General features: G+C 65.3%; 16 protein-coding genes and 1 pseudogene. 13 read left to right on the top strand and 4 right to left on the bottom strand.

All coding sequences use genetic code 11. From position 1 onward, the window contains the following. Positions 1 to 74 precede the first annotated feature (74 nt). The 5 genes from DRB87_RS01105 (at position 75) to DRB87_RS01125 (ending at position 5,143) form a co-directional block, all read left to right on the top strand. Positions 75 to 971, top strand: a complete 897-nt coding sequence (locus DRB87_RS01105) for a lipid A biosynthesis lauroyl acyltransferase (RefSeq protein ID WP_130024547.1) — start codon at positions 75 to 77, stop codon at positions 969 to 971. A gap of 43 nt (positions 972 to 1,014) precedes the next feature. Further along, positions 1,015 to 1,866, top strand: coding sequence for a diaminopimelate epimerase (dapF, locus tag DRB87_RS01110; protein ID WP_130024548.1), 852 nt, complete (start codon positions 1,015 to 1,017; stop codon positions 1,864 to 1,866). Between the two features lie 168 nt (positions 1,867 to 2,034). Beyond that, positions 2,035 to 2,703: a DUF484 family protein gene (locus DRB87_RS01115; RefSeq protein ID WP_130024549.1), complete on the top strand. Its 669-nt coding sequence runs from the start codon at positions 2,035 to 2,037 to the stop codon at positions 2,701 to 2,703. A 94-nt stretch (positions 2,704 to 2,797) separates the two neighbouring features. Then, positions 2,798 to 3,808 (top strand): tyrosine recombinase XerC, encoded by a 1,011-nt coding sequence (gene xerC / locus DRB87_RS01120; RefSeq protein WP_370363309.1) that lies wholly within the window; start codon positions 2,798 to 2,800, stop codon positions 3,806 to 3,808. 120 nt (positions 3,809 to 3,928) lie between these two features. Further along, positions 3,929 to 5,143: a class I SAM-dependent rRNA methyltransferase gene (locus DRB87_RS01125; protein ID WP_130024551.1), complete on the top strand. Its 1,215-nt coding sequence runs from the start codon at positions 3,929 to 3,931 to the stop codon at positions 5,141 to 5,143. A 54-nt stretch (positions 5,144 to 5,197) separates the two neighbouring features. Here the strand turns inward: DRB87_RS01125 and DRB87_RS01130 are convergent, their stop codons facing one another. Further along, the gene (locus DRB87_RS01130; protein WP_240756133.1) at positions 5,198 to 6,037 is read right to left on the bottom strand and encodes a DMT family transporter; all 840 of its coding nucleotides are present in this window, start codon (positions 6,035 to 6,037) and stop codon (positions 5,198 to 5,200) included. 144 nt (positions 6,038 to 6,181) lie between these two features. Here DRB87_RS01130 and DRB87_RS01135 point away from each other — a divergent pair, with 144 nt between their 5' ends. From DRB87_RS01135 to hslU, 7 genes and pseudogenes are all read left to right on the top strand, one after another. After that, complete coding sequence (locus tag DRB87_RS01135) at positions 6,182 to 6,676, top strand: Fur family transcriptional regulator (RefSeq protein ID WP_017235122.1); 495 nt, start codon at positions 6,182 to 6,184, stop codon at positions 6,674 to 6,676. A gap of 91 nt (positions 6,677 to 6,767) precedes the next feature. Next, positions 6,768 to 7,829 carry a GTP-binding protein gene (locus tag DRB87_RS01140; RefSeq protein WP_130024552.1) on the top strand — a complete coding sequence of 354 codons (1,062 nt, stop codon included), beginning with the start codon at positions 6,768 to 6,770 and terminating at the stop codon, positions 7,827 to 7,829. Between the two features lie 390 nt (positions 7,830 to 8,219). Then, positions 8,220 to 8,639, top strand: coding sequence for an RNA polymerase-binding protein DksA (gene dksA, locus DRB87_RS01145; RefSeq protein WP_130027651.1), 420 nt, complete (start codon positions 8,220 to 8,222; stop codon positions 8,637 to 8,639). Positions 8,640 to 8,873: 234 nt separating this feature from the next. Next, positions 8,874 to 9,356 (top strand): hypothetical protein, encoded by a 483-nt coding sequence (locus DRB87_RS01150; RefSeq protein WP_130024553.1) that lies wholly within the window; start codon positions 8,874 to 8,876, stop codon positions 9,354 to 9,356. A 426-nt stretch (positions 9,357 to 9,782) separates the two neighbouring features. Then, a complete protein-coding gene (locus tag DRB87_RS01155) occupies positions 9,783 to 11,795 on the top strand; it encodes a TonB-dependent receptor (RefSeq protein ID WP_130027652.1) in 2,013 nt (670 codons plus the stop codon). 289 nt (positions 11,796 to 12,084) lie between these two features. Beyond that, positions 12,085 to 12,615, top strand: a pseudogene (gene hslV / locus DRB87_RS01160) (ATP-dependent protease subunit HslV); the annotation flags it as partial. A gap of 127 nt (positions 12,616 to 12,742) precedes the next feature. Beyond that, positions 12,743 to 14,101: an ATP-dependent protease ATPase subunit HslU gene (gene hslU, locus DRB87_RS01165; protein WP_017235116.1), complete on the top strand. Its 1,359-nt coding sequence runs from the start codon at positions 12,743 to 12,745 to the stop codon at positions 14,099 to 14,101. A 74-nt stretch (positions 14,102 to 14,175) separates the two neighbouring features. Here the strand turns inward: hslU and DRB87_RS01170 are convergent, their stop codons facing one another. Beyond that, the gene (locus DRB87_RS01170) at positions 14,176 to 14,718 is read right to left on the bottom strand and encodes a response regulator transcription factor (RefSeq protein WP_017235115.1); all 543 of its coding nucleotides are present in this window, start codon (positions 14,716 to 14,718) and stop codon (positions 14,176 to 14,178) included. Beyond that, entirely contained in the window at positions 14,715 to 15,983 is a 1,269-nt protein-coding gene (locus tag DRB87_RS01175) for an ATP-binding protein (protein ID WP_130024555.1), read from the bottom strand. Before DRB87_RS01175 ends, DRB87_RS01170 begins: the two co-directional genes overlap by 4 nt. A gap of 252 nt (positions 15,984 to 16,235) precedes the next feature. Here DRB87_RS01175 and DRB87_RS01180 point away from each other — a divergent pair, with 252 nt between their 5' ends. After that, positions 16,236 to 16,754, top strand: a complete 519-nt coding sequence (locus DRB87_RS01180; protein ID WP_130024556.1) for a copper chaperone PCu(A)C — start codon at positions 16,236 to 16,238, stop codon at positions 16,752 to 16,754. A 165-nt stretch (positions 16,755 to 16,919) separates the two neighbouring features. Here DRB87_RS01180 and DRB87_RS23350 read toward each other — a convergent pair whose 3' ends face one another. Continuing rightward, entirely contained in the window at positions 16,920 to 17,267 is a 348-nt protein-coding gene (locus DRB87_RS23350) for a cysteine-rich CWC family protein (RefSeq protein WP_240756134.1), read from the bottom strand. Positions 17,268 to 17,543: the final 276 nt, after the last annotated feature.

The following is a 17,543-nucleotide window of genomic DNA, read 5'->3' on the forward strand; positions in this document are numbered from 1 at the left end:
AATCGCCCCGCAAGTTGTCAGTTAACTCGGCGATGTCGCTTATTATACGCCCCTGAAGAAATCCTGCTTGCGACATGGCAACCACACCCAAGAAATCCCTCGGCTACTACCTGAGCGTCGGCCTGCTGCGCGGCCTCAACCTGCTGCCCTATGGCTGGGTCGCGCGCTTTGGCGCCGGTCTCGGACACCTGTTGTACCTGATTCCCAGCTCGCGAAAGCGCGTTGTGCACACCAATTTGCGGCTGTGTTTCCCGCATTGGGACGAGGCGACGCGCGAGCGCGTGGCCAAGGCGTCGTTCGTGCATGCCATTCGCAGCTACGCGGAGCGCAGCGTGCAATGGTTCGCCGACGGCAAGAAGCTGGAGCGGCTCATCGAACTCGATTCGGCGGTCGACCTGCTCGACCCGAACATGCCGCCCACGATCCTGCTCGGGTTCCACTTCGTGGGCATCGAGGCGGGCTCGATTTTCATCAATTACTCGCTGCACCGGCCGTGCGCGTCGCTCTACACGCCGATGTCGAACCCGGCGTTCGACGCGATGGCCCGCGAGCAGCGCGGTCGTTTCGACGCGGAAATGATCGCGCGCGGCGACAGTGCCCGCGATGTGCTGCGCATGTTCCGAAAGGGCAAGCCGGTCATGCTGGCGGCCGACATGGACTATGGCGCGCGGAACTCCACGTTTGTGCCGTTCTTCGGCGTGAACACTTGTACGCTGACGTCCGTGTCCCGGCTGGCCGAAGTCGGCCGGGCCCAGATTCTGCCGTTCATCGGCGAGGTGCTGCCCAACTACAAGGGCTACCGCCTCAAGGTCTTCCCCGTGTGGGAAAACTACCCCAGCGGCGACCCCGACGCCGATGCGCGCCGGATGAACGCGTTCCTCGAAGAACAAATCCTGAAGATGCCGGAGCAGTACTACTGGGTGCACAAGCGCTTCAAGACGCGCCCGCCCGGCGAGCCGAGCGTGTATTGACAGGCGCCGGATGCGCGTCGGCCTTCTCCACTACAATAGCGCCATGAAGCTCAAATTCACCAAGATGCAGGGTGCCGGCAACGACTTCGTCGTGATCGACGGCATCTCGCAATCCATCGATTTCACGCCCGAGCAGTGGCGCGCGCTCGCCGACCGCCATTTCGGCGTCGGCGCAGACCAGCTCCTGCTCGTCGAACGCTCGACGCAGCCTGGCGTTGACTTCCGCTATCGCATCTTCAACGCCGACGGCGGTGAGGTGGAGCATTGTGGCAACGGGGCGCGCTGCTTCGTCAAGTTCGTGCGCGACACGGGGTTGACCGACAAGCGCACGGTGCGCGTCGAGGTGCAGCAGGGCTTGATCACGCTCACGATGCGCGACGACGGCCAGGTCAGCGTGGACATGGGCGCGCCGATCCTCACGGCGTCGGATGTGCCGTTCGACGCCAGCGGGCTGGCCGGGCGGGGCGAGGGCGACGACACGCTATGGCCGCTCGACGTGGCCGGCAAGACGACGTGGATTTCCGTGGTCTCGATGGGCAATCCGCATGCGGTGCAGGTGGTGGATAACGTCGATACCGCGCCGGTGGAAACGGACGGCCCGCTGATCGAGCGTCACGCGCGCTTCCCGCGCCGCGTGAATGCGGGCTTCCTGCAGGTGGTGGACAAGCATCAGGCGCGTCTGCGCGTGTACGAGCGCGGTGCGGGCGAGACGCTCGCCTGCGGCACCGGCGCGTGCGCGGCGGCAGTGGCAGGCATCCGCCGCGGGCTGCTGGCCGCGCCCGTGGCCATCGAAACGCACGGTGGCACGCTCACCATCGACTGGGACGGCGCAAGCGGTCCGGTCATCATGACGGGACCCGCGACCACGGTCTTCGAAGGGACGATCGAGATCTGACGCCAAGCGTCGGTCCCGGTGTTCCGCGCGGGCAGGCCGCGGGAGCGGCACAGTAGGATTTTGGTTTCTGACGGACTCTGATTTAGCGACCCTGGCGGCCGTGCGCCACCGTTGTGCCTCGTGCGCAGCGGCGGCTGGCGGCAGTTGACGAACAGCAGACGGACACTCATGAACGACCGAGATATTGCGGAATACCTGATCGCGCATCCCGACTTCTTCGAACGCCATGCCGAATTGCTGGCCGGCGTGCGGCTCACCAGCCCGCACGGCCAGCGCGCCGTGTCGCTGCAAGAGCGCCAGATCGAGATGCAGCGCGAAAAGACCAAGCAGATCGAGCGACGCCTCGCCGAATTGATGCGCTACGGGCACGAGAACGACGACATCTCGGCCAAGCTGCATCGCTGGAACCTCGGCCTGCTCGGCGAGCGCGATCCGCACGCATTGCCCGACGCGATTGCCCGCGGCCTGCGCGACGTTTTCAACGTCCCCTTCGCGGCCGTTCGCGTGTGGAACGTGGCCGCGCCGTACCAACCGGCCGAGTTCGCCCGCAGCGTGAGCGAAGAGGTCAAGATCTTCGCCTCGAGCCTGGCGACTCCCTATTGCGGTGCCAACACCGGTTTCGAAGCCGTGACATGGCTCGGCGCGCCGAGCGATCCGGCGTCGGTGGCGCTGCTCGCGCTGCGCGACCCGCAAGTGACGGATGGACCGGTCTTCGGCCTGCTCGTCATGGGCTCGGAAGACGCCCGCCGTTTCCATGAGGGCATGGCGACCGACTTCCTGACGCAGATCGGGGAACTGGCCGGCGCGGCGCTCAGCAAGCTGCGCGCGAACGACTGATGCGCGTCGCCGGCGCCCGGGCGGACTGATGCGCTGACGGCACCTTTCACCACGCCTTATGGTCACCTCGACCCGATCGCCGCGTCCTGCCAGCGTGGCCACGCCCAAGGCGCGCGCCGGGCGTGCCTCGCCGGATCGCGCGCGCAAGCCCGGGGCGCAAGCCGGGGCGTCGGACGACGAGACACCGCTCGAACCGGGCATCCGCCACTACCTGACGTCGCTCGCCAGCGAGCGCAAGCTCGCCGAGCTCACCCTTGAGAACTACACGCGCGACCTGCGCCAGTTGCAGCGTCTGGCGCGCGGCCGCTCGCTCGAATCGCTGGAGCACGGCGACATTCGCCGCTTCGCCATGCAGTTGCACAGCGAGGGCCTCGTCGGCCGCTCCATCGCCCGCAAGCTCTCCGCCTGGCGAGGCTACTTCGCGTGGCTTGCCCAGCGCACCTCGCTGGCGGCCAATCCCGTCGACGGCGTGCGCGCGCCGAAACAGCCCAAGCCGTTGCCGAAAGCGCTGTCGCCAGATCAGGCATCGGCGCTCGTCGAGTTCGTCTCCGGCACGTCGGCCGAGGCCGTGCGCAATCGGGCGATGTTCGAGCTGCTGTACTCGTCGGGCTTGCGCCTGTCGGAGCTCACGAGCCTCGATCATCGCTACGTCGAGGCCGAGGGCTACCGTTCCGTGAGTTGGCTTGATTTGCCCGAACGCGAGGTGGTCGTGACCGGCAAGGGAAACAAGCGACGCCGCGTGCCCGTGGGCCAGAAAGCGGCGCAGGCACTGGCCAGTTGGCTGGACATGCGCGCAGGGCTGGCAACGGCTGAGCCGCATGCGCTGTTCCTGTCGGCGCGCGGCAAGCGCATCGGCGCGCGCGCGGTGCAGCAGGGGCTGGCGCGCCACGCGCTGGCGGCCGGGCTGCCGACACACGTGCACCCGCACATGCTGCGTCACTCGTTCGCCACGCACGTCCTGCAATCGTCCGGCGATCTGCGCGCCGTGCAGGAGATGCTGGGGCACAGCAATATTTCAACGACACAGATCTACACGAAACTCGATTTCCAGCACCTTGCGAAGGTCTACGATCAGGCGCATCCGCGCTCGCGCAAGAAGCCCTGAGCGTTGCGGCGGACGGCGCGACTCGGTGTAGAATCGCGTCCTTCCTCAGCAAGTCCCGCACGTTCTCCGTCTGCTGGATGACTTGCCGTCACCCCGTCGTCAACCGTTGGTCCGTCCCGCATGAATACCTTGACCCTCAAGCCCGGCAAAGAAAAGTCCTTGCTGCGCCGTCACCCCTGGATTTACGCCACCGCCGTGGCGCGCGTGGACGGCAAACCGGCTTCCGGCGCGACGGTCGTGGTGCGCGCCGCCGACGGGCGATTTCTCGCTCGCGCCGCCTTCAGCCCGGTCTCGGCCATCCGCGCCCGCGTTTGGACGTTCGATGAAAACGAGCCGGTCGATCATGCGTTCTTCAAGCGTCGTGTGAGCGCCGCCCTCGCATATCGCGAGCAGATGGTCCACGACACCGGGGCAACCCGCCTGATCTTCGGCGAGGCCGACGGCCTGCCGGGCCTGATCGTCGACCGCTACCAGTCCGCGCCCGGTGCGCCCGTGACGGACCAGATCGTCTGCCAATTCATGGCGGCCGGCGTGGAAGCCTGGAAGGACGCGATTGTGAACGCCCTCGTCGGCGCGACCGGCTGCCCCAATGTCTACGAACGCTCCGACGCCGCCGTGCGCGAGCGCGAAGGCCTGCCGAGCCTTACTGGCGTGCTGGCGGGGGCTGAGCCGCCCCAGGCGCCCGACTTGCTCACGACGTACGAGTGTGGCGTGAAGTATTACGTCGACGTGCGCAACGGGCACAAGACCGGCTTCTATGTCGATCAGCGCGACAATCGTCTGCTGGTGAAGCAGCAGGCCAAGGGCCGCGACGTGCTCAACTGTTTCTGCTATACCGGTGGCTTTTCGCTGGCGGCGCTGGCGGGCGGGGCGCAGAGTGTGTTGTCCATCGACTCGTCCGGCGACGCGTTGGCAATCGGCGCGCGCAATGTCGAACTCAACGGTTTCGACGCCGCGCGTGCCGAATGGCGCGACGCCGATGTCTTCAAGACCCTGCGCGCGTTGCGCGAAGAGGGGCGCCTGTTCGACATGATCGTGCTCGATCCGCCCAAGTTCGCGCCGTCGGCCCATCACGTGGAGCGTGCCGCACGGGCGTACAAGGACATCAATCTGGCCGGTTTCAAGCTGCTGCGCCCGGGCGGCCAACTGCTGACGTACTCGTGCTCAGGCGCGATCGACGCCGATCTGTTCCAGAAGATCGTGGCGGGCGCGGCCGTGGATGCGGGAGTGGACGCCCGCATTCTGCGGCGCCTGTCGGCGGGCATGGATCACCCCATGCTCACCCAGTTCCCCGAAGGCGAATATCTCAAAGGGCTTTGGTTGCAACGTATGTAAGCGCTCGCTTCTGTGGACGTCAGCCCAGTGTCAGTGCGACCACGCCCAACGCGATCAACACGGCACCGCCCACGCGGCGGTGCATCTCCCCTCGCCCAGCAGACGCACGCCCAACAGCGCGGCAATCATCATCGACATCTCCCGCGCCGGGGCAACGTGCGACACCGGCGCGTACTTGAGTGCCGTCAGGATCAGGAAGTAGGACATCGGCGAGATCAGCGAGATCAGCACGATCTTGCGCCAGTTTGCCTGCCACACCATGACCATGCGCGCGGGACGCGAGCACGCCATCGGTGCCGAGAGCACGACTCGCAGCACATTCTCCAGGTAGTAGTAGACGAGCGGTGCAAGCAGCAGGGTGCGGATGGCGTAGGCGTCGGCCAGCGTATAAGCCGCGATGAATCCGCCGGTCAGCACGCCCCAGCCCGCGCCCGCGTGCATGGTGTCGCGCCGGAACAGGCGCTCGCCCCCGGCGATGATCAGCACGCCGGCGACCACCAGCCCGATCCCGAAAAGGGCCAGCCAGCCCGGGCGTTCCCCCAGCAGCACGATGGCGCCCAGCGACGACAGCAACGGCCCGGTGCCCCGTGCGAGCGGATAGACGACCGACAGGTCGCCCACCCGGTAGCCGCGCTGCAGGACCAGCGTGTAGCCGTAGTGCAGCATGGCGCTCGTGGCGATCACGCCCCAACCCAGCGCATTCGGCCAACTGGCGTCTGAACCGATCAGGAAAAACAGCGCCAGCGGCGTGTACAGCACGACGGTCAGCAGCGCATAGAGGAAGACGAGCTGCGGGCCGCCACCTTCGCGCGTGTCGATGCGTTTGGCGAGGAAATTCCAGGTGGCATGCAGGAATGCGGCGGTAACGACGAGGGCGAGAGCGGTGAGCGACATGGTGAGCGGTGTTTTTTGCGTCAATTGTATGACGCATTGCCCGTGCACCTCCGGACAGACTCGGACGGCGGCCTTCGGGGCTCGGAAAATGCCTACTTTTGCAACTCCGTTGCAGTGCTGGCGGTGCTGTGCTTAAATCGATTCATGAGCCTTATTCAACTACAACCTTATCTGGAAGCCGCCCGTACGAGCTTGCAAGAGCAGTCGGGCCGCGTGACCTCCGGACGCGTGCGCGTGCTGGCGATGCTGCTCAAGGCGGGCCGTCCGCTCACGCATCAGGAGGTGCTGGCCGATCTGGCCACCGACGCCGATCCGCTGGACCGCGTAACGGCCTACCGCGTGCTCGATTGGCTGGTCGCGCAGGGCTGGGCCATCAAGCAGGCCGGCGATGACCGAATCTTCCGCTTCGTCATGGCCGAGCATGTCGACCCGCAGCGTGCGGCATCGCCGCGTCCGCATACGCAACACGGACATTTTCGTTGCGTACGCTGCCACCGGACCTTCTGTCTTGACGATTGGCCCCAGCATCCCCAATTGAGTGAGCGCGAACTCAAGCGCCTGCCCAAGGGTTTCGTGGGCGAACAGGTCGAGCTGATGATTCACGGCACTTGCGCACAGTGTGCGGGCGCCCCCAACTGACGCGTTCCCAGCCGCTTTTCGTTACCTCGGGTACAGTGGGCGACATTCAGACGGCGTCAGGTACGCCGCATTACAACAGGACATAGCATTCATGACCCCCGTCACCATCCTGACCGGCTTTCTCGGCAGCGGGAAAACCACGCTGCTCAAGCGCATCCTGACCGAGGCGCATGGCATGAAGATCGCCGTCATCGAAAATGAATTCGGTGAAGAGAACATCGATAACGACATCCTCGTGCACGACAACGCCGAGCAGATCGTGCAGATGAGCAACGGCTGCATCTGCTGTACGATCCGTGGCGACCTGGTGAAGGCGCTGTCCGACCTGAACAGCCAGCGCGACGCGGGCGCGATTCAGTTCGACCGCGTGGTCATCGAGACGACCGGCCTGGCCAACCCCGGCCCGGTGGCGCAAACCTTCTTCATCGACGACGAAGTGGCCGACACCTACCGGCTCGACGCCATCATCACGCTGGTCGACGCGAAGCACGCCCAGCAGCAGCTCGATCAGCACGAAGTGGTGCAGCGCCAGGTGGGGTTTGCCGATCGCCTGTTCATCACCAAAGCCGATCTGGTCACGCCCGAGGCGCTGGACGACCTGAAGCATCGCCTCGCGCACATGAATCCGCGCGCGCCGCAGCAGGAAGTCGACTTCGGCCAGGCCGAGCTCAAGCAGATCTTCGACCTTCACGGCTTCAACCTGAACGACAAGCTCGACATCGATCCGGAATTCCTCGGCGCCGACGACCACGCGCACGATCACGGCCATGATCACGATCACTCGCACTGCGATCACGATCATGACCAGTGCGCGCACGAGGGGCACGACCACGGTCACGCCCACGCCCACCACGACGACGCCATCAAATCGTTTGTCTTTCGCAGCGAGAAAGCCTTCGATCCGGCGAAGCTGGAGGATTTCCTCGGGAGCATCCTACAGGTGTACGGCGAACGCTTATTGCGTTATAAAGGTGTATTAAACATGCGTGGCATCGACCGCCGGGTCGTGTTCCAGGGCGTTCACCAGATGATGGGCAGCGACGTGGGCGCGAAATGGCAACCCGATGAGACGCCGAACACCAAGATGGTGTTTATTGGTGCCGAGCTGCCGAAAGACATCATCCTGCAAGGGCTGGAGCGCTGTCTGGTCTGAGCGGGACCGGCGAACCGTGCAACGGGAAACCCCTTAATCAGGGCTGTTGAACGATTCGGTTACAATACGTGCCCACTGGGGCTGCCGCCAGCGAACCAACGCGGCACCTCGGAGGGCAGGCAGGGGAGCACCGCCATGGCTACCACCTCCAGCAAGACTGCCACCGCAGGCCCTGCGCGCCGGTCAGAGCCGGCGTCGGAAGCGGGCGCCAAGCGGGCTCCAGCAGGTAATTCGAAGACGGGCGAAAAGGCCGCCGCCAAGCACGGGGCGCCCAAATCGTCCGGTAGGAACGTAACCCAAGAAGCCGCCCGCGGCATCGCCGGTAAGCAAGACGTCCCACTCGCTGCAGGGGCGTCACCGGACTATCCGAAAGAGACGCCACAAAAACCCATGAGCAAGAAAAGACTTTTGACCGAGGCCGAAATTCTGAAGATGGGCGAGAAGGACTACATGAATGAAGATCAACTCGCCTTCTTCAAGGATCGTCTGGAAAACCTGCAGGCTGACATTTTGCGTAACGCCGGTCAAACCACCGAGAACCTGCGCGAAACCATTCTCGTCCCGGATCCGGCCGACCGCGCCACGATTGAAGAGGAGCACGCGCTTGAGCTGCGTACCCGCGATCGTGAACGCAAGCTGCTGAAGAAGGTGCAACAGTCGCTCGCTCGCATCGAATCGGGCGAATATGGCTGGTGCGAAGAAACCGGGGAGCCGATCGGCGTTCCGCGTCTGCTCGCCCGCCCGACCGCCACTCTGTCGCTCGAAGCGCAAGAGCGTCGCGAATTGCGTCAGAAGCTGTTCGGCGACTGATCGCATCGCACCACCGGCCCGACGCCGCGCGGTGGCGGCAGGTCAGGTCCGTCGGCTCCCGGTTTGCCAAAGGCACGTCGTCTCGACGTGCTTTTTTGTTGCCGTTTTTTGACGTCGTCCGGTCGACCGCGCCCGTTCCTCCCGGAACTGTGGCTTGCACGCAACGCTTGCTGACGCTCGCCGTCGAGCCAACTTTATGCCACAATTGCAACTCAGTTGCAATTGTGGCCGCCCATGCCGTCTATCGAATCCGCTTCCCGCTTTTGGCGCGCGCGTCTGCGCACGCGGGTGGGGTGTGGGCGAAGCGGTTGGGTTGCGTGGCTCATCGTTGCGCTGATCGGCGTACAGATCTGGGGGCTGCAACACGAGATTCTGCATGCCCGAAGGTTGTCCGGCGTGCCGCCCGTTTCGGCAGATGCGAGCCGGTCAGCGGCGGCCGAGGCGAATGATCCGGACGAGGCGGGAGGTGCGGATCTCGCGATGGCCGCACACGGCCGCGCCCAAGCTGTCGGCACGGCGTCCGTCGATTTCGGCAACCCCCACCACCATTGCCATCTGTTCGAAGGCGCCACGCTGGCTGCGGCCATGGCCGTGGCCGTCCTTTCGTGGGGAAGCGATAACGTCATCGCGAGCCTCCCTCAGCGCCCGACTGGGCGCCGTCACCCGAGCGTTCACCGACGACCGTTCGACTCTCGCGCACCGCCGCTCGCGATCTGACGCGACGCGTATCTGCGCCACACCTCGCGTCATTCGCGTCATTCGAACTTCTCCGCGCTGACTGCGCGAATCCCTGCCACTGTCCGTCCCGACCCTCGCAGCCTTCGGGCCTGCGATGGCGGCGGCGGCTGCACGCTCGTCGGCCCATCATCGCCGGCGCGGCGGGGTTTCGTTCGCGCCGACGCCCGGAATCCTCGGGAGCCCGCTGACGAGGCTCCCGCGCACCGACCCAACACACCCGATACCGACATGGCACTTTCTGCTTTGAACAGCGCGCGTGAGCGCGCGACGCCCTTGCCCGCTCCCGCTTTCCCCATCGAGGCCCCTTCGGCTTCTCGCCGAACACGCCGCGCGTGGCCCGTGAACACGCCACGGCCGCTCGCCGCAGCGCTGACGTTCAGCGCGCTCGCTGCGGCAAGCGCGTCCGTGCAGGCGGCGGATGTGTCCGATGCACCTTTGGATGCAACGTCTGCCACTGCCGTTCCGGTGAGGCCCGAAGTGACGTTGCCAACCACCTTCGTGACCGGCAATCCGCTTGGGCGCGCCGCCGCGGACTTGACCGTGCCACTCACCGAACTCGACGGGAAGGCGCTGGCGTTGCGCCGTGCGGGCACGCTGGGCGAGACGCTCGACGGGCTGCCCGGCGTTTCGGCCACGTCGTACGGCCCGAACGTCAGCCGCCCCATCATTCGTGGCCTCGACGGCGACCGCATTCGCGTGTTGCAGAACGGCACCGCGGCGCTCGACGCCTCGTCACTGTCCTACGATCACGCCGTGGCGCAGGATCCGCTGACGATCGAACGCGTAGAAGTCGTGCGGGGCCCTGCGGCACTGCTCTACGGCGGCAACGCGGTCGGCGGCGTGATCAACACCATTGACAACCGCATTCCGCGTGAATCCATCACCGGTATTTCCGGTGCGACGGACTTCAGCGCTGGCGGTGCGAACCGCGAACGCGCCGGGGCCGCGCAACTCGAATTCGGCAACGGCGAGTTCGCGTTCCACGTTGACGGCTTCGCCCGAAAAAGCGCGGACCTGCGCATTCCCGGCTTCGCCCGTTCGGCGCAACAACGCGCCCGCGACGACGAGACCACGGCGCAACCGTCGGGCACCTTGCCCAACAGCCAGGGGCAGGCGAGTGGCGCGGCCGTCGGTGCGTCGTGGACGTGGGCCGACGGCTATACGGGCCTGTCGTACTCCGGTTACGACTCGGATTACGGCACCGTGGCCGAGGCGGACACACGCATTCGGCTGCGGCAGCAACGTCTGGCATTGGCCAGCGAGATCCGCGACCTGGGCGGCCCGATCACGGCCCTCAAGTTCAACTTTGGCTACACGGATTACGAGCACAAGGAAATCGAAAACGGCGAGACGGGAACGACCTTCAAGAATCACGGCTACGAAGGCCGTATCGAAGCGCGTCACGCGAAGCTCGGGCCACTCGACGGCGCCGTGGGCGTGCAGTTCTCGCAGAACACCTTCTCAGCGCTAGGCGAAGAGGCCTTTGTGCCGAAGAGCGACACGCGCAATGTCGCGCTGTTTGCCCTCGAAGAGTGGGCCATGCATCCGGCGATCAAGCTCTCGTTCGGCGCGCGCATCGAGCACTCGAGCGTCAAGCCGACGGCGGGCGGTAATGAGCGCTTCGACAATCTCCCGTCGCGCGACTTCACGCCGGGCAGCGTGTCGGCGGGTGCGGTCTTCGCATTGGCCCCCGCGTGGTCGGTCGCGCTCAACACCTCCTACACCGAGCGCGCGCCAACGTTCTACGAGCTGTATGCGAACGGCCCGCACCTGGCGACCGGGGTCTGGGAAATCGGCAGTCCGCAGGCCGCGATTGAAAAGGCGTTTTCGACGGACCTGTCGCTACGCTATGAACAGGGCCCGAACAAGGCCAGCATCGGTCTCTTCTACAGCCGCTTCAACAACTTCATCGCACTCAACAATACGGGGCGCACGATCGACGAGGGCGGCCAAAGTTTGCCGGTCTATCAGTACGCGGGCGTGCCAGCCGACCTCTACGGTATGGAAGCCGACGGCCGTGCGCGCCTTTGGCGCGGTCACGGCAACCTCGATCTCGAACTGCGCGGCGATTACACGATCGCGCGCAACCGCGAGACGGGCGAACCGCTGCCGCGCATCGCACCCTTGCGTCTGACGGCGGCGCTTGCCTATGCGTTGGGTCACTGGGGCGCGCGACTGGAAATGGTGCACGCGAGTCCTCAAGGCCGCGTGCCCGCCAACGATCTGACGACCCGTGGCTACACCACGCTCGGTGCGGCGCTCACCTATCAGTTCAAGGCGGGTGGCGCGCAGTGGCTGGCGTACTTGAAGGGAGAGAACCTGACCAACCAGGAGGTACGTTTGGCCAGCTCGGTGCTGCGCGACATTGCGCCGCAGGGGGCGCGCTCGGTTCGCGTCGGTTTGCGCACCACGTTCTGAGCGGGATTGCGCCGCAAAAACGGGGTAATTTCCGAGAAGTTTCCTCGCAGCACAGGATTCGCGCGGCGCAATGCCGCGCGAATTTCATGATCCATGCCGCTTTGCGTGCCATCGCTCCGAGGTCGCCAAGCAGGGCGCGCGTGTTGCCGTCGACGCCTCTTGATATTCTTTCGATTGCCCTAAACTACAGTGACATCTCGCTCGGTCGGGCACGTCGTCACGGTTATGTGGCGCGCGCGGCCGGGCCAATCGTTACGGGGCGCACGTCGTCCCCCGAAAAGGAACAGGCATGGAGCAATATCACGGCACCACCATCGTCTGCGTTCGGCGCGGCGATCAGGTCGCGCTTGGCGGCGACGGTCAGGTCACCCTCGGCAACATCGTGATGAAGGGCACCGCCCGCAAGGTTCGCACGATTTACGACGGCAAGGTCATGGTTGGCTTCGCGGGTGCGACGGCCGATGCCTTCTCGCTGCTCGATCGTTTCGAGGCGAAGCTCCAGAAGCACCAGGGGCATTTGACGCGCTCGGCGGTGGAACTGGCCAAGGACTGGCGTACCGACCGCATGCTGCGCCGGCTCGAAGCGATGATGATCGTCGCCGATGCCGAGACCACGCTGGTCATCACCGGCAACGGCGATGTGCTCGATCCGGAGGGTGGCGTTGCCGCGATCGGTTCGGGCGGATCGTACGCCCAGGCGGCTGCCCGCGCGTTGGTCGAGAACACGGACCTGACGCCGGCGGAAGTCGTCAAGAAGGCGCTGACGATCGCGGGCGAAATGTGCATCTACACCAACGGCAATCACATCATCGAGGCGCTGCCCCGAAGGCAGCGCAGTGACGATGCGCGTGCCGCAGCGGGCCTCCCTCCTGCGGCACGATTGGCCGGTCGGCAGGTGACCGGCCGGGCGTCACCCTCCGTGCGAACCCCCTAATTTGGCGAACGTCATGACCCATATGACCCCCTCAGAGATCGTTTCCGAACTCGACAAACACATCATCGGCCAGCACAAGGCCAAGAAGGCCGTCGCGGTGGCGTTGCGCAACCGCTGGCGCCGTCAGCAGGTGGCCGATCCCCTGCGTCAGGAAATCACGCCGAAGAACATTCTGATGATCGGTCCGACCGGTGTCGGCAAGACCGAAATCGCGCGCCGTTTGGCCAAGCTGGCCGATGCGCCGTTCATCAAGGTCGAGGCGACGAAGTTTACCGAAGTCGGCTACGTGGGACGCGACGTGGACAGCATCGTGCGCGACCTCGCGGAAATCGCGATCAAGCAGACGCGCGAAGCTGAAATGAAGAAGGTGCGCACCACGGCGGAAGATCGCGCCGAGGATCGCATTCTCGATTTGTTGCTGCCGAGCGGGCGCGAGTCGTCGCGCGATATCCGCTTCGGGTCGGCCTCGCACGAGGTCGAGGCCAGCAGCGAGGATAACGCTACGCGCCAGACGTTCCGCAAGCGTCTGCGCGAAGGTCAGCTCGACGACAAGGAAGTCGAGCTGGAAGTGGAAATTCCGGCGCAGGGCATGGAGATCATGGGCCCGCCGGGCATGGAAGAGATGACCGAGCAGATCAAGGGCATGTTCGCGAATCTGGGCAACCAGCGCAAGAAGCGCCAGAAGCTCAAGATCAAGGACGCGCTCAAGGTGCTGACCGACGAAGAAGCGTCGAAGATGCTCAACGACGAGGAGGTCAAGCAACTGGCCTTGCGCAACGTCGAGCAGAACGGCATCGTGTTCCTCGACGAAATCGACAAGATCGCCACGCGCAGCGAAGTGGGCGGTGGCGACGTGTCGCGTCAGGGCGTGCAGCGCGACCTGCTGCCGCTCGTGGAAGGCACGACCGTGAGCACGAAGTTCGGCATGATCAAGACGGATCACATTCTGTTCATCGCGAGCGGGGCGTTCCATCTGGCCAAGCCGAGTGATCTGATTCCGGAACTGCAGGGTCGCTTCCCGATTCGCGTCGAACTCGAATCGCTGTCGGTCCAGGATTTCGAAGCGATCCTCACGCAGACGGATGCCAGCCTCGTGAAGCAGTATCAGGCCTTGCTCGCCACGGAAGACGTGACACTCGACTTCGCGCCGGACGGCATCAAGCGGCTCGCGGAAATCGCTTTCTCGGTCAACGAGAAGACGGAAAACATCGGGGCGCGGCGTCTTTATACCGTCATCGAAAAGCTGCTCGAGGACATCTCGTACAACGCCGGCAAGCAGGCGAATGAAGTCGTGTCGATCGACGCCGGCTACGTCAATCGCTTCCTCGAGGAAGTGGCGCAGAACGAAGATCTGTCGCGCTACGTGCTGTGATGGCGTAACGTTCGCTGCAATGTGAAAAAGGCCCCTCGGGGCCTTTTTTGCGTTTGACGATTTGACGATGGACGTTACTGCTTTACCGGACGCTTGAGCAGTTTGCGCTGCAGCGTGCGCCGATGCATGTTCAGCGCGCGTGCCGTGGCGGAGATGTTGCCGTTGTGCTCGGTGAGCACGCGTTGAATGTGCTCCCATTCGAGGCGCGCGACCGACAGGGGCGAGGGGTTTTCGATGGCTTCGTCGGCCTGGGTCTCGCTCGCGTCGCTGCGCAGCGACGCGAGGATGGTGTCGGCGTTGGCCGGCTTGGCCAGGTAGTTGTCGGCGCCATCCTTGACGGCTTGCACCGCCGTCGCAATGCTCGCGTAGCCGGTGAGCACCAGCATGCGTGATTTCGGTTGCAACGCGCGCAATGGCGCGATGAGCGGCAGCCCCGAGTCATGGCCCAGATGGAGGTCGACCGAGATCAGGTCGAACTGGCGCGTACGCGCCGCGAGCAGCGCCGCGGCACTGTCGGCGGCGATCTGGACGTCGTAGCCGCGCCGCGTCAGCGCGCGCGCGAGCGTTTCGGCGAAGACGACGTCGTCGTCGATAAGGAGGAAGTGGGAGGCGTTCATGTCTGACTCCGCGAGCCGAAGAGGAAAGTGGCCATCGGCAGGCGCAGCTCGGCGCGCGTGCCTTGCGGCGTGTTGGGGGTGAGGACGATGTCGCCGCCGAGACGCTGGGCACTGGCAAAGGCCAGATACAGGCCCATGCCTTGTCCGCCGTGCGTACTCATGACGGGTGAATTTCCCAGCCGGGTACGCAGTTCGGCGGTCATGCCGGGGCCTTCGTCGCAGACCGTGAAGCGGATGTCGTCCGGCGTGACCGCCACGTCGAGGGTGACCGACGACGGGCTGAAATACGCGGCGTTATCGAGCACGATGGTCAGGATCTGGCCAACTTGCACGGTGTCTTCGATGCGCGCGGTCAACTTCGGCGGTACGCGCATCTGGAACTGGACTTGCGGATGCCGTAAGCGCCATTGCGTGGTGAACGCCGGTAACCATTCGGCCAACGCTTGCCGCACCGGTGCCGCCGCACGCGTCTGCACGTGGCCGATGGCGCTCTTGCACAGCGCGATCTGTTGTTCAAGCGTCTGCAGATCCGGCTCGTAGGGCTTCAACGCGGCATTGCCCAGGCTCTCGCTGCGCAGTTCGCCGATGACCACGGCCATGGTCGAGAGCGGCGTGCCGAGTTCGTGCGCAACGCTCGCGGCCTGAGCGCCGAGAGCGGCCATCCGCTCATCGCGCAGCAGCCGCTGTTCGGCGCGGGCGAGTTGCGCGTCGCGCGCGCGCAAGGCCCGCGACATCCGCGAAACGAACCACGCGATCACGAGCACGCTGACCACGAAGTTGACCCACATGCCGGCCAGATGCAGGCGCAGCAGATTGCCCGGGTCTGCCAGATCGAGCGGCACGTACTGAAAGTTCAGCGCGCCATAAGCGACCAGCGAGAGCAGCGCCAGTTGCGACGCGTTGCGCCATGGCAGCACGGCGGCCGCGATCGCCAGGCCCGGCAGGAAGAGGGAGACGAACGGGTTGGTCGCGCCGCCCGAGAAGAACAGCAGCGCCGTGAGCGCGGCCAGATCGACGAGCAACTGGCTCATCAGGTCCAGATCGGTGCGGCGCCGTGCGCGCTCGATACCCCGTCGCGCGCGCACCCACGTGAGGACGTTGAACAGAACTTCGAGGGCGATGATGGTGAGCATCGGCTCGAGCGGCAGACGTACGCCGAGCCAGAGTTGCACGACGCCGATCGTCGCCAACTGGCCGACGATGGCCAGACAGCGCAACCAGAAGAGCTGAACGACGTTGGCTCGCTCGATGGGGAAATGGGTCATACGACAAGTGTACCAAGTCCGGGTCACGGGCTATCCCGCGTCGCAGGGCGCTGCGACACTCTGCCGCATGGGGGCCGATGAAGAACCGATGAAGAACCGATGAGGCGCCGATGGGCGGCATCACGCAACGCGTTCCCGCGGGTGGCGGGGCGCGACTACAATGAGCATCCAAGTCTTGCGCGGCAGGGTGTCGCGTAACCTCTCATGCGATACAGGGCGGAGGCCCTCCGTCGACAACGATTAGGAGTTTGCATGAAGCACAAGCTATGGGCAGTTGCCGCACTGAGTCTCGGCATGGCTTCGGCCTACGCACAGGTGGGGCAGGTGGCGGTGACCGACGCGTGGGCACGTGGCACCGTGCCGGGTCAGAGTGCGACCGGCATTTTCATGACGTTGCAGGCGTCTCGGGCGACCACGCTTGTGGGCGTGAGCACGCCCGCCGCCGCAAACGCCGAAGTGCATGAAATGAAGCTCGAAGGCACGCTCATGAAAATGCGCGCCCTGCCGAGCGGTTTGCCGCTGCCGGCCAATCAGCCCGTGCAGCTCAAGCCGGGCAGCTATCACATCATGCTTAGCGACCTGAAGACGCCGCTCAAGAAAGGCGACACCGTGCCGGTCACGTTGCGCTTCGAATCCGCCGATCACAAGATGTCCGAGCAGCAGGTTCAAGTCCCTGTGCTCGACCTGACGGCGGGCGGGCCTGCGGGCGCCGGCATGAGTGGTATGAGCGGTATGGCCGGCATGGCGCACGGCGCCGCCCATAGTCAATAAAGCACCGGCGGTTCAGGTCATGGCCAACAAGACGCTCGGTACCCGGCAGAAGCTGATGTTTCGCGGCGCGGCGGGTGTCGGCGGCCGGGCGGGCGCCCGTTACACGGGGGGCGGCCTCCGCCACCGGCGTCTGGCGCGCCCGGGGTGCCGGGCCGTCGGCCGGGCTCAGTCGGGATTGGCAATGGTCGCGAGGTCGGTGGGGTTGGTGAGGTTGGCGGACGTCGCACGGGCGGCGGCGGTGCCGTTGATTCCCACACCGGCCGCAAGCAGTGCCGCGCGAAGACAGGCGGGGCATAGACAGGTGCCCGTGCCGAGCCGGGGCGAAGCGGGCAGATAGGGCCAGTCGAGGCACCAGCAGCGCACCTCATTCGGGTGTTCCGTGGGCGACGTCACCGCACCACACGCTACGGCCGCGCCACATTGCGGGCAGCGTGAGGGATCCGGCGTGCGCCCGTCCCGCCCGTTCAGTCCGTCGCGTCCATCGGCGCGTTGATCCACCACCGTCTCAGTCATGGCCAAGTCTTCGTCTGTCATGGGTGTGCGGCGTGCATGAGCGGTCGGAATCGTTTTGCCGGCGGCTCGCCGGTGCCACGCGGCGAAACGAGTTGCACAACTGCAACAGCGGCGGCGTTGTCAGGGGCTGGCCTCTGGCGGCGGGCCGCAGCGCGTAAATCGGGGGCGAAAGCGGACGCGGTAAAAATCGGCCACTGACGGGCGTGCATGGAGCGGCCAAAGGGGTGATACGCACGCGCGGCCCTGCGCCGCTGACGGGGCGAGAATCGCCGCATT

The organism is Pandoraea sp. XY-2 (assembly GCF_004193915.1).
GTDB classification, from domain to species: domain Bacteria; phylum Pseudomonadota; class Gammaproteobacteria; order Burkholderiales; family Burkholderiaceae; genus Pandoraea; species Pandoraea cepalis.

What these genes read in the sequence shown, in the direction of transcription:
- DRB87_RS01105 (WP_130024547.1), top strand. Translation starts at nt 75, where the DNA reads ATGGCAACCACACCCAAGAAATCCCTCGGCTACTACCTGAGCGTCGGC.
- dapF (WP_130024548.1), top strand. Translation starts at nt 1,015, where the DNA reads ATGAAGCTCAAATTCACCAAGATGCAGGGTGCCGGCAACGACTTCGTC.
- DRB87_RS01115 (WP_130024549.1), top strand. Translation starts at nt 2,035, where the DNA reads ATGAACGACCGAGATATTGCGGAATACCTGATCGCGCATCCCGACTTC.
- DRB87_RS01125 (WP_130024551.1), top strand. Translation starts at nt 3,929, where the DNA reads ATGAATACCTTGACCCTCAAGCCCGGCAAAGAAAAGTCCTTGCTGCGC.
- DRB87_RS01130 (WP_240756133.1), bottom strand. Translation starts at nt 6,037, where the DNA reads ATGTCGCTCACCGCTCTCGCCCTCGTCGTTACCGCCGCATTCCTGCAT.
- DRB87_RS01135 (WP_017235122.1), top strand. Translation starts at nt 6,182, where the DNA reads ATGAGCCTTATTCAACTACAACCTTATCTGGAAGCCGCCCGTACGAGC.
- DRB87_RS01140 (WP_130024552.1), top strand. Translation starts at nt 6,768, where the DNA reads ATGACCCCCGTCACCATCCTGACCGGCTTTCTCGGCAGCGGGAAAACC.
- dksA (WP_130027651.1), top strand. Translation starts at nt 8,220, where the DNA reads ATGAGCAAGAAAAGACTTTTGACCGAGGCCGAAATTCTGAAGATGGGC.
- DRB87_RS01150 (WP_130024553.1), top strand. Translation starts at nt 8,874, where the DNA reads ATGCCGTCTATCGAATCCGCTTCCCGCTTTTGGCGCGCGCGTCTGCGC.
- hslU (WP_017235116.1), top strand. Translation starts at nt 12,743, where the DNA reads ATGACCCATATGACCCCCTCAGAGATCGTTTCCGAACTCGACAAACAC.
- DRB87_RS01170 (WP_017235115.1), bottom strand. Translation starts at nt 14,718, where the DNA reads ATGAACGCCTCCCACTTCCTCCTTATCGACGACGACGTCGTCTTCGCC.
- DRB87_RS01175 (WP_130024555.1), bottom strand. Translation starts at nt 15,983, where the DNA reads ATGACCCATTTCCCCATCGAGCGAGCCAACGTCGTTCAGCTCTTCTGG.
- DRB87_RS01180 (WP_130024556.1), top strand. Translation starts at nt 16,236, where the DNA reads ATGAAGCACAAGCTATGGGCAGTTGCCGCACTGAGTCTCGGCATGGCT.
- DRB87_RS23350 (WP_240756134.1), bottom strand. Translation starts at nt 17,267, where the DNA reads ATGACTGAGACGGTGGTGGATCAACGCGCCGATGGACGCGACGGACTG.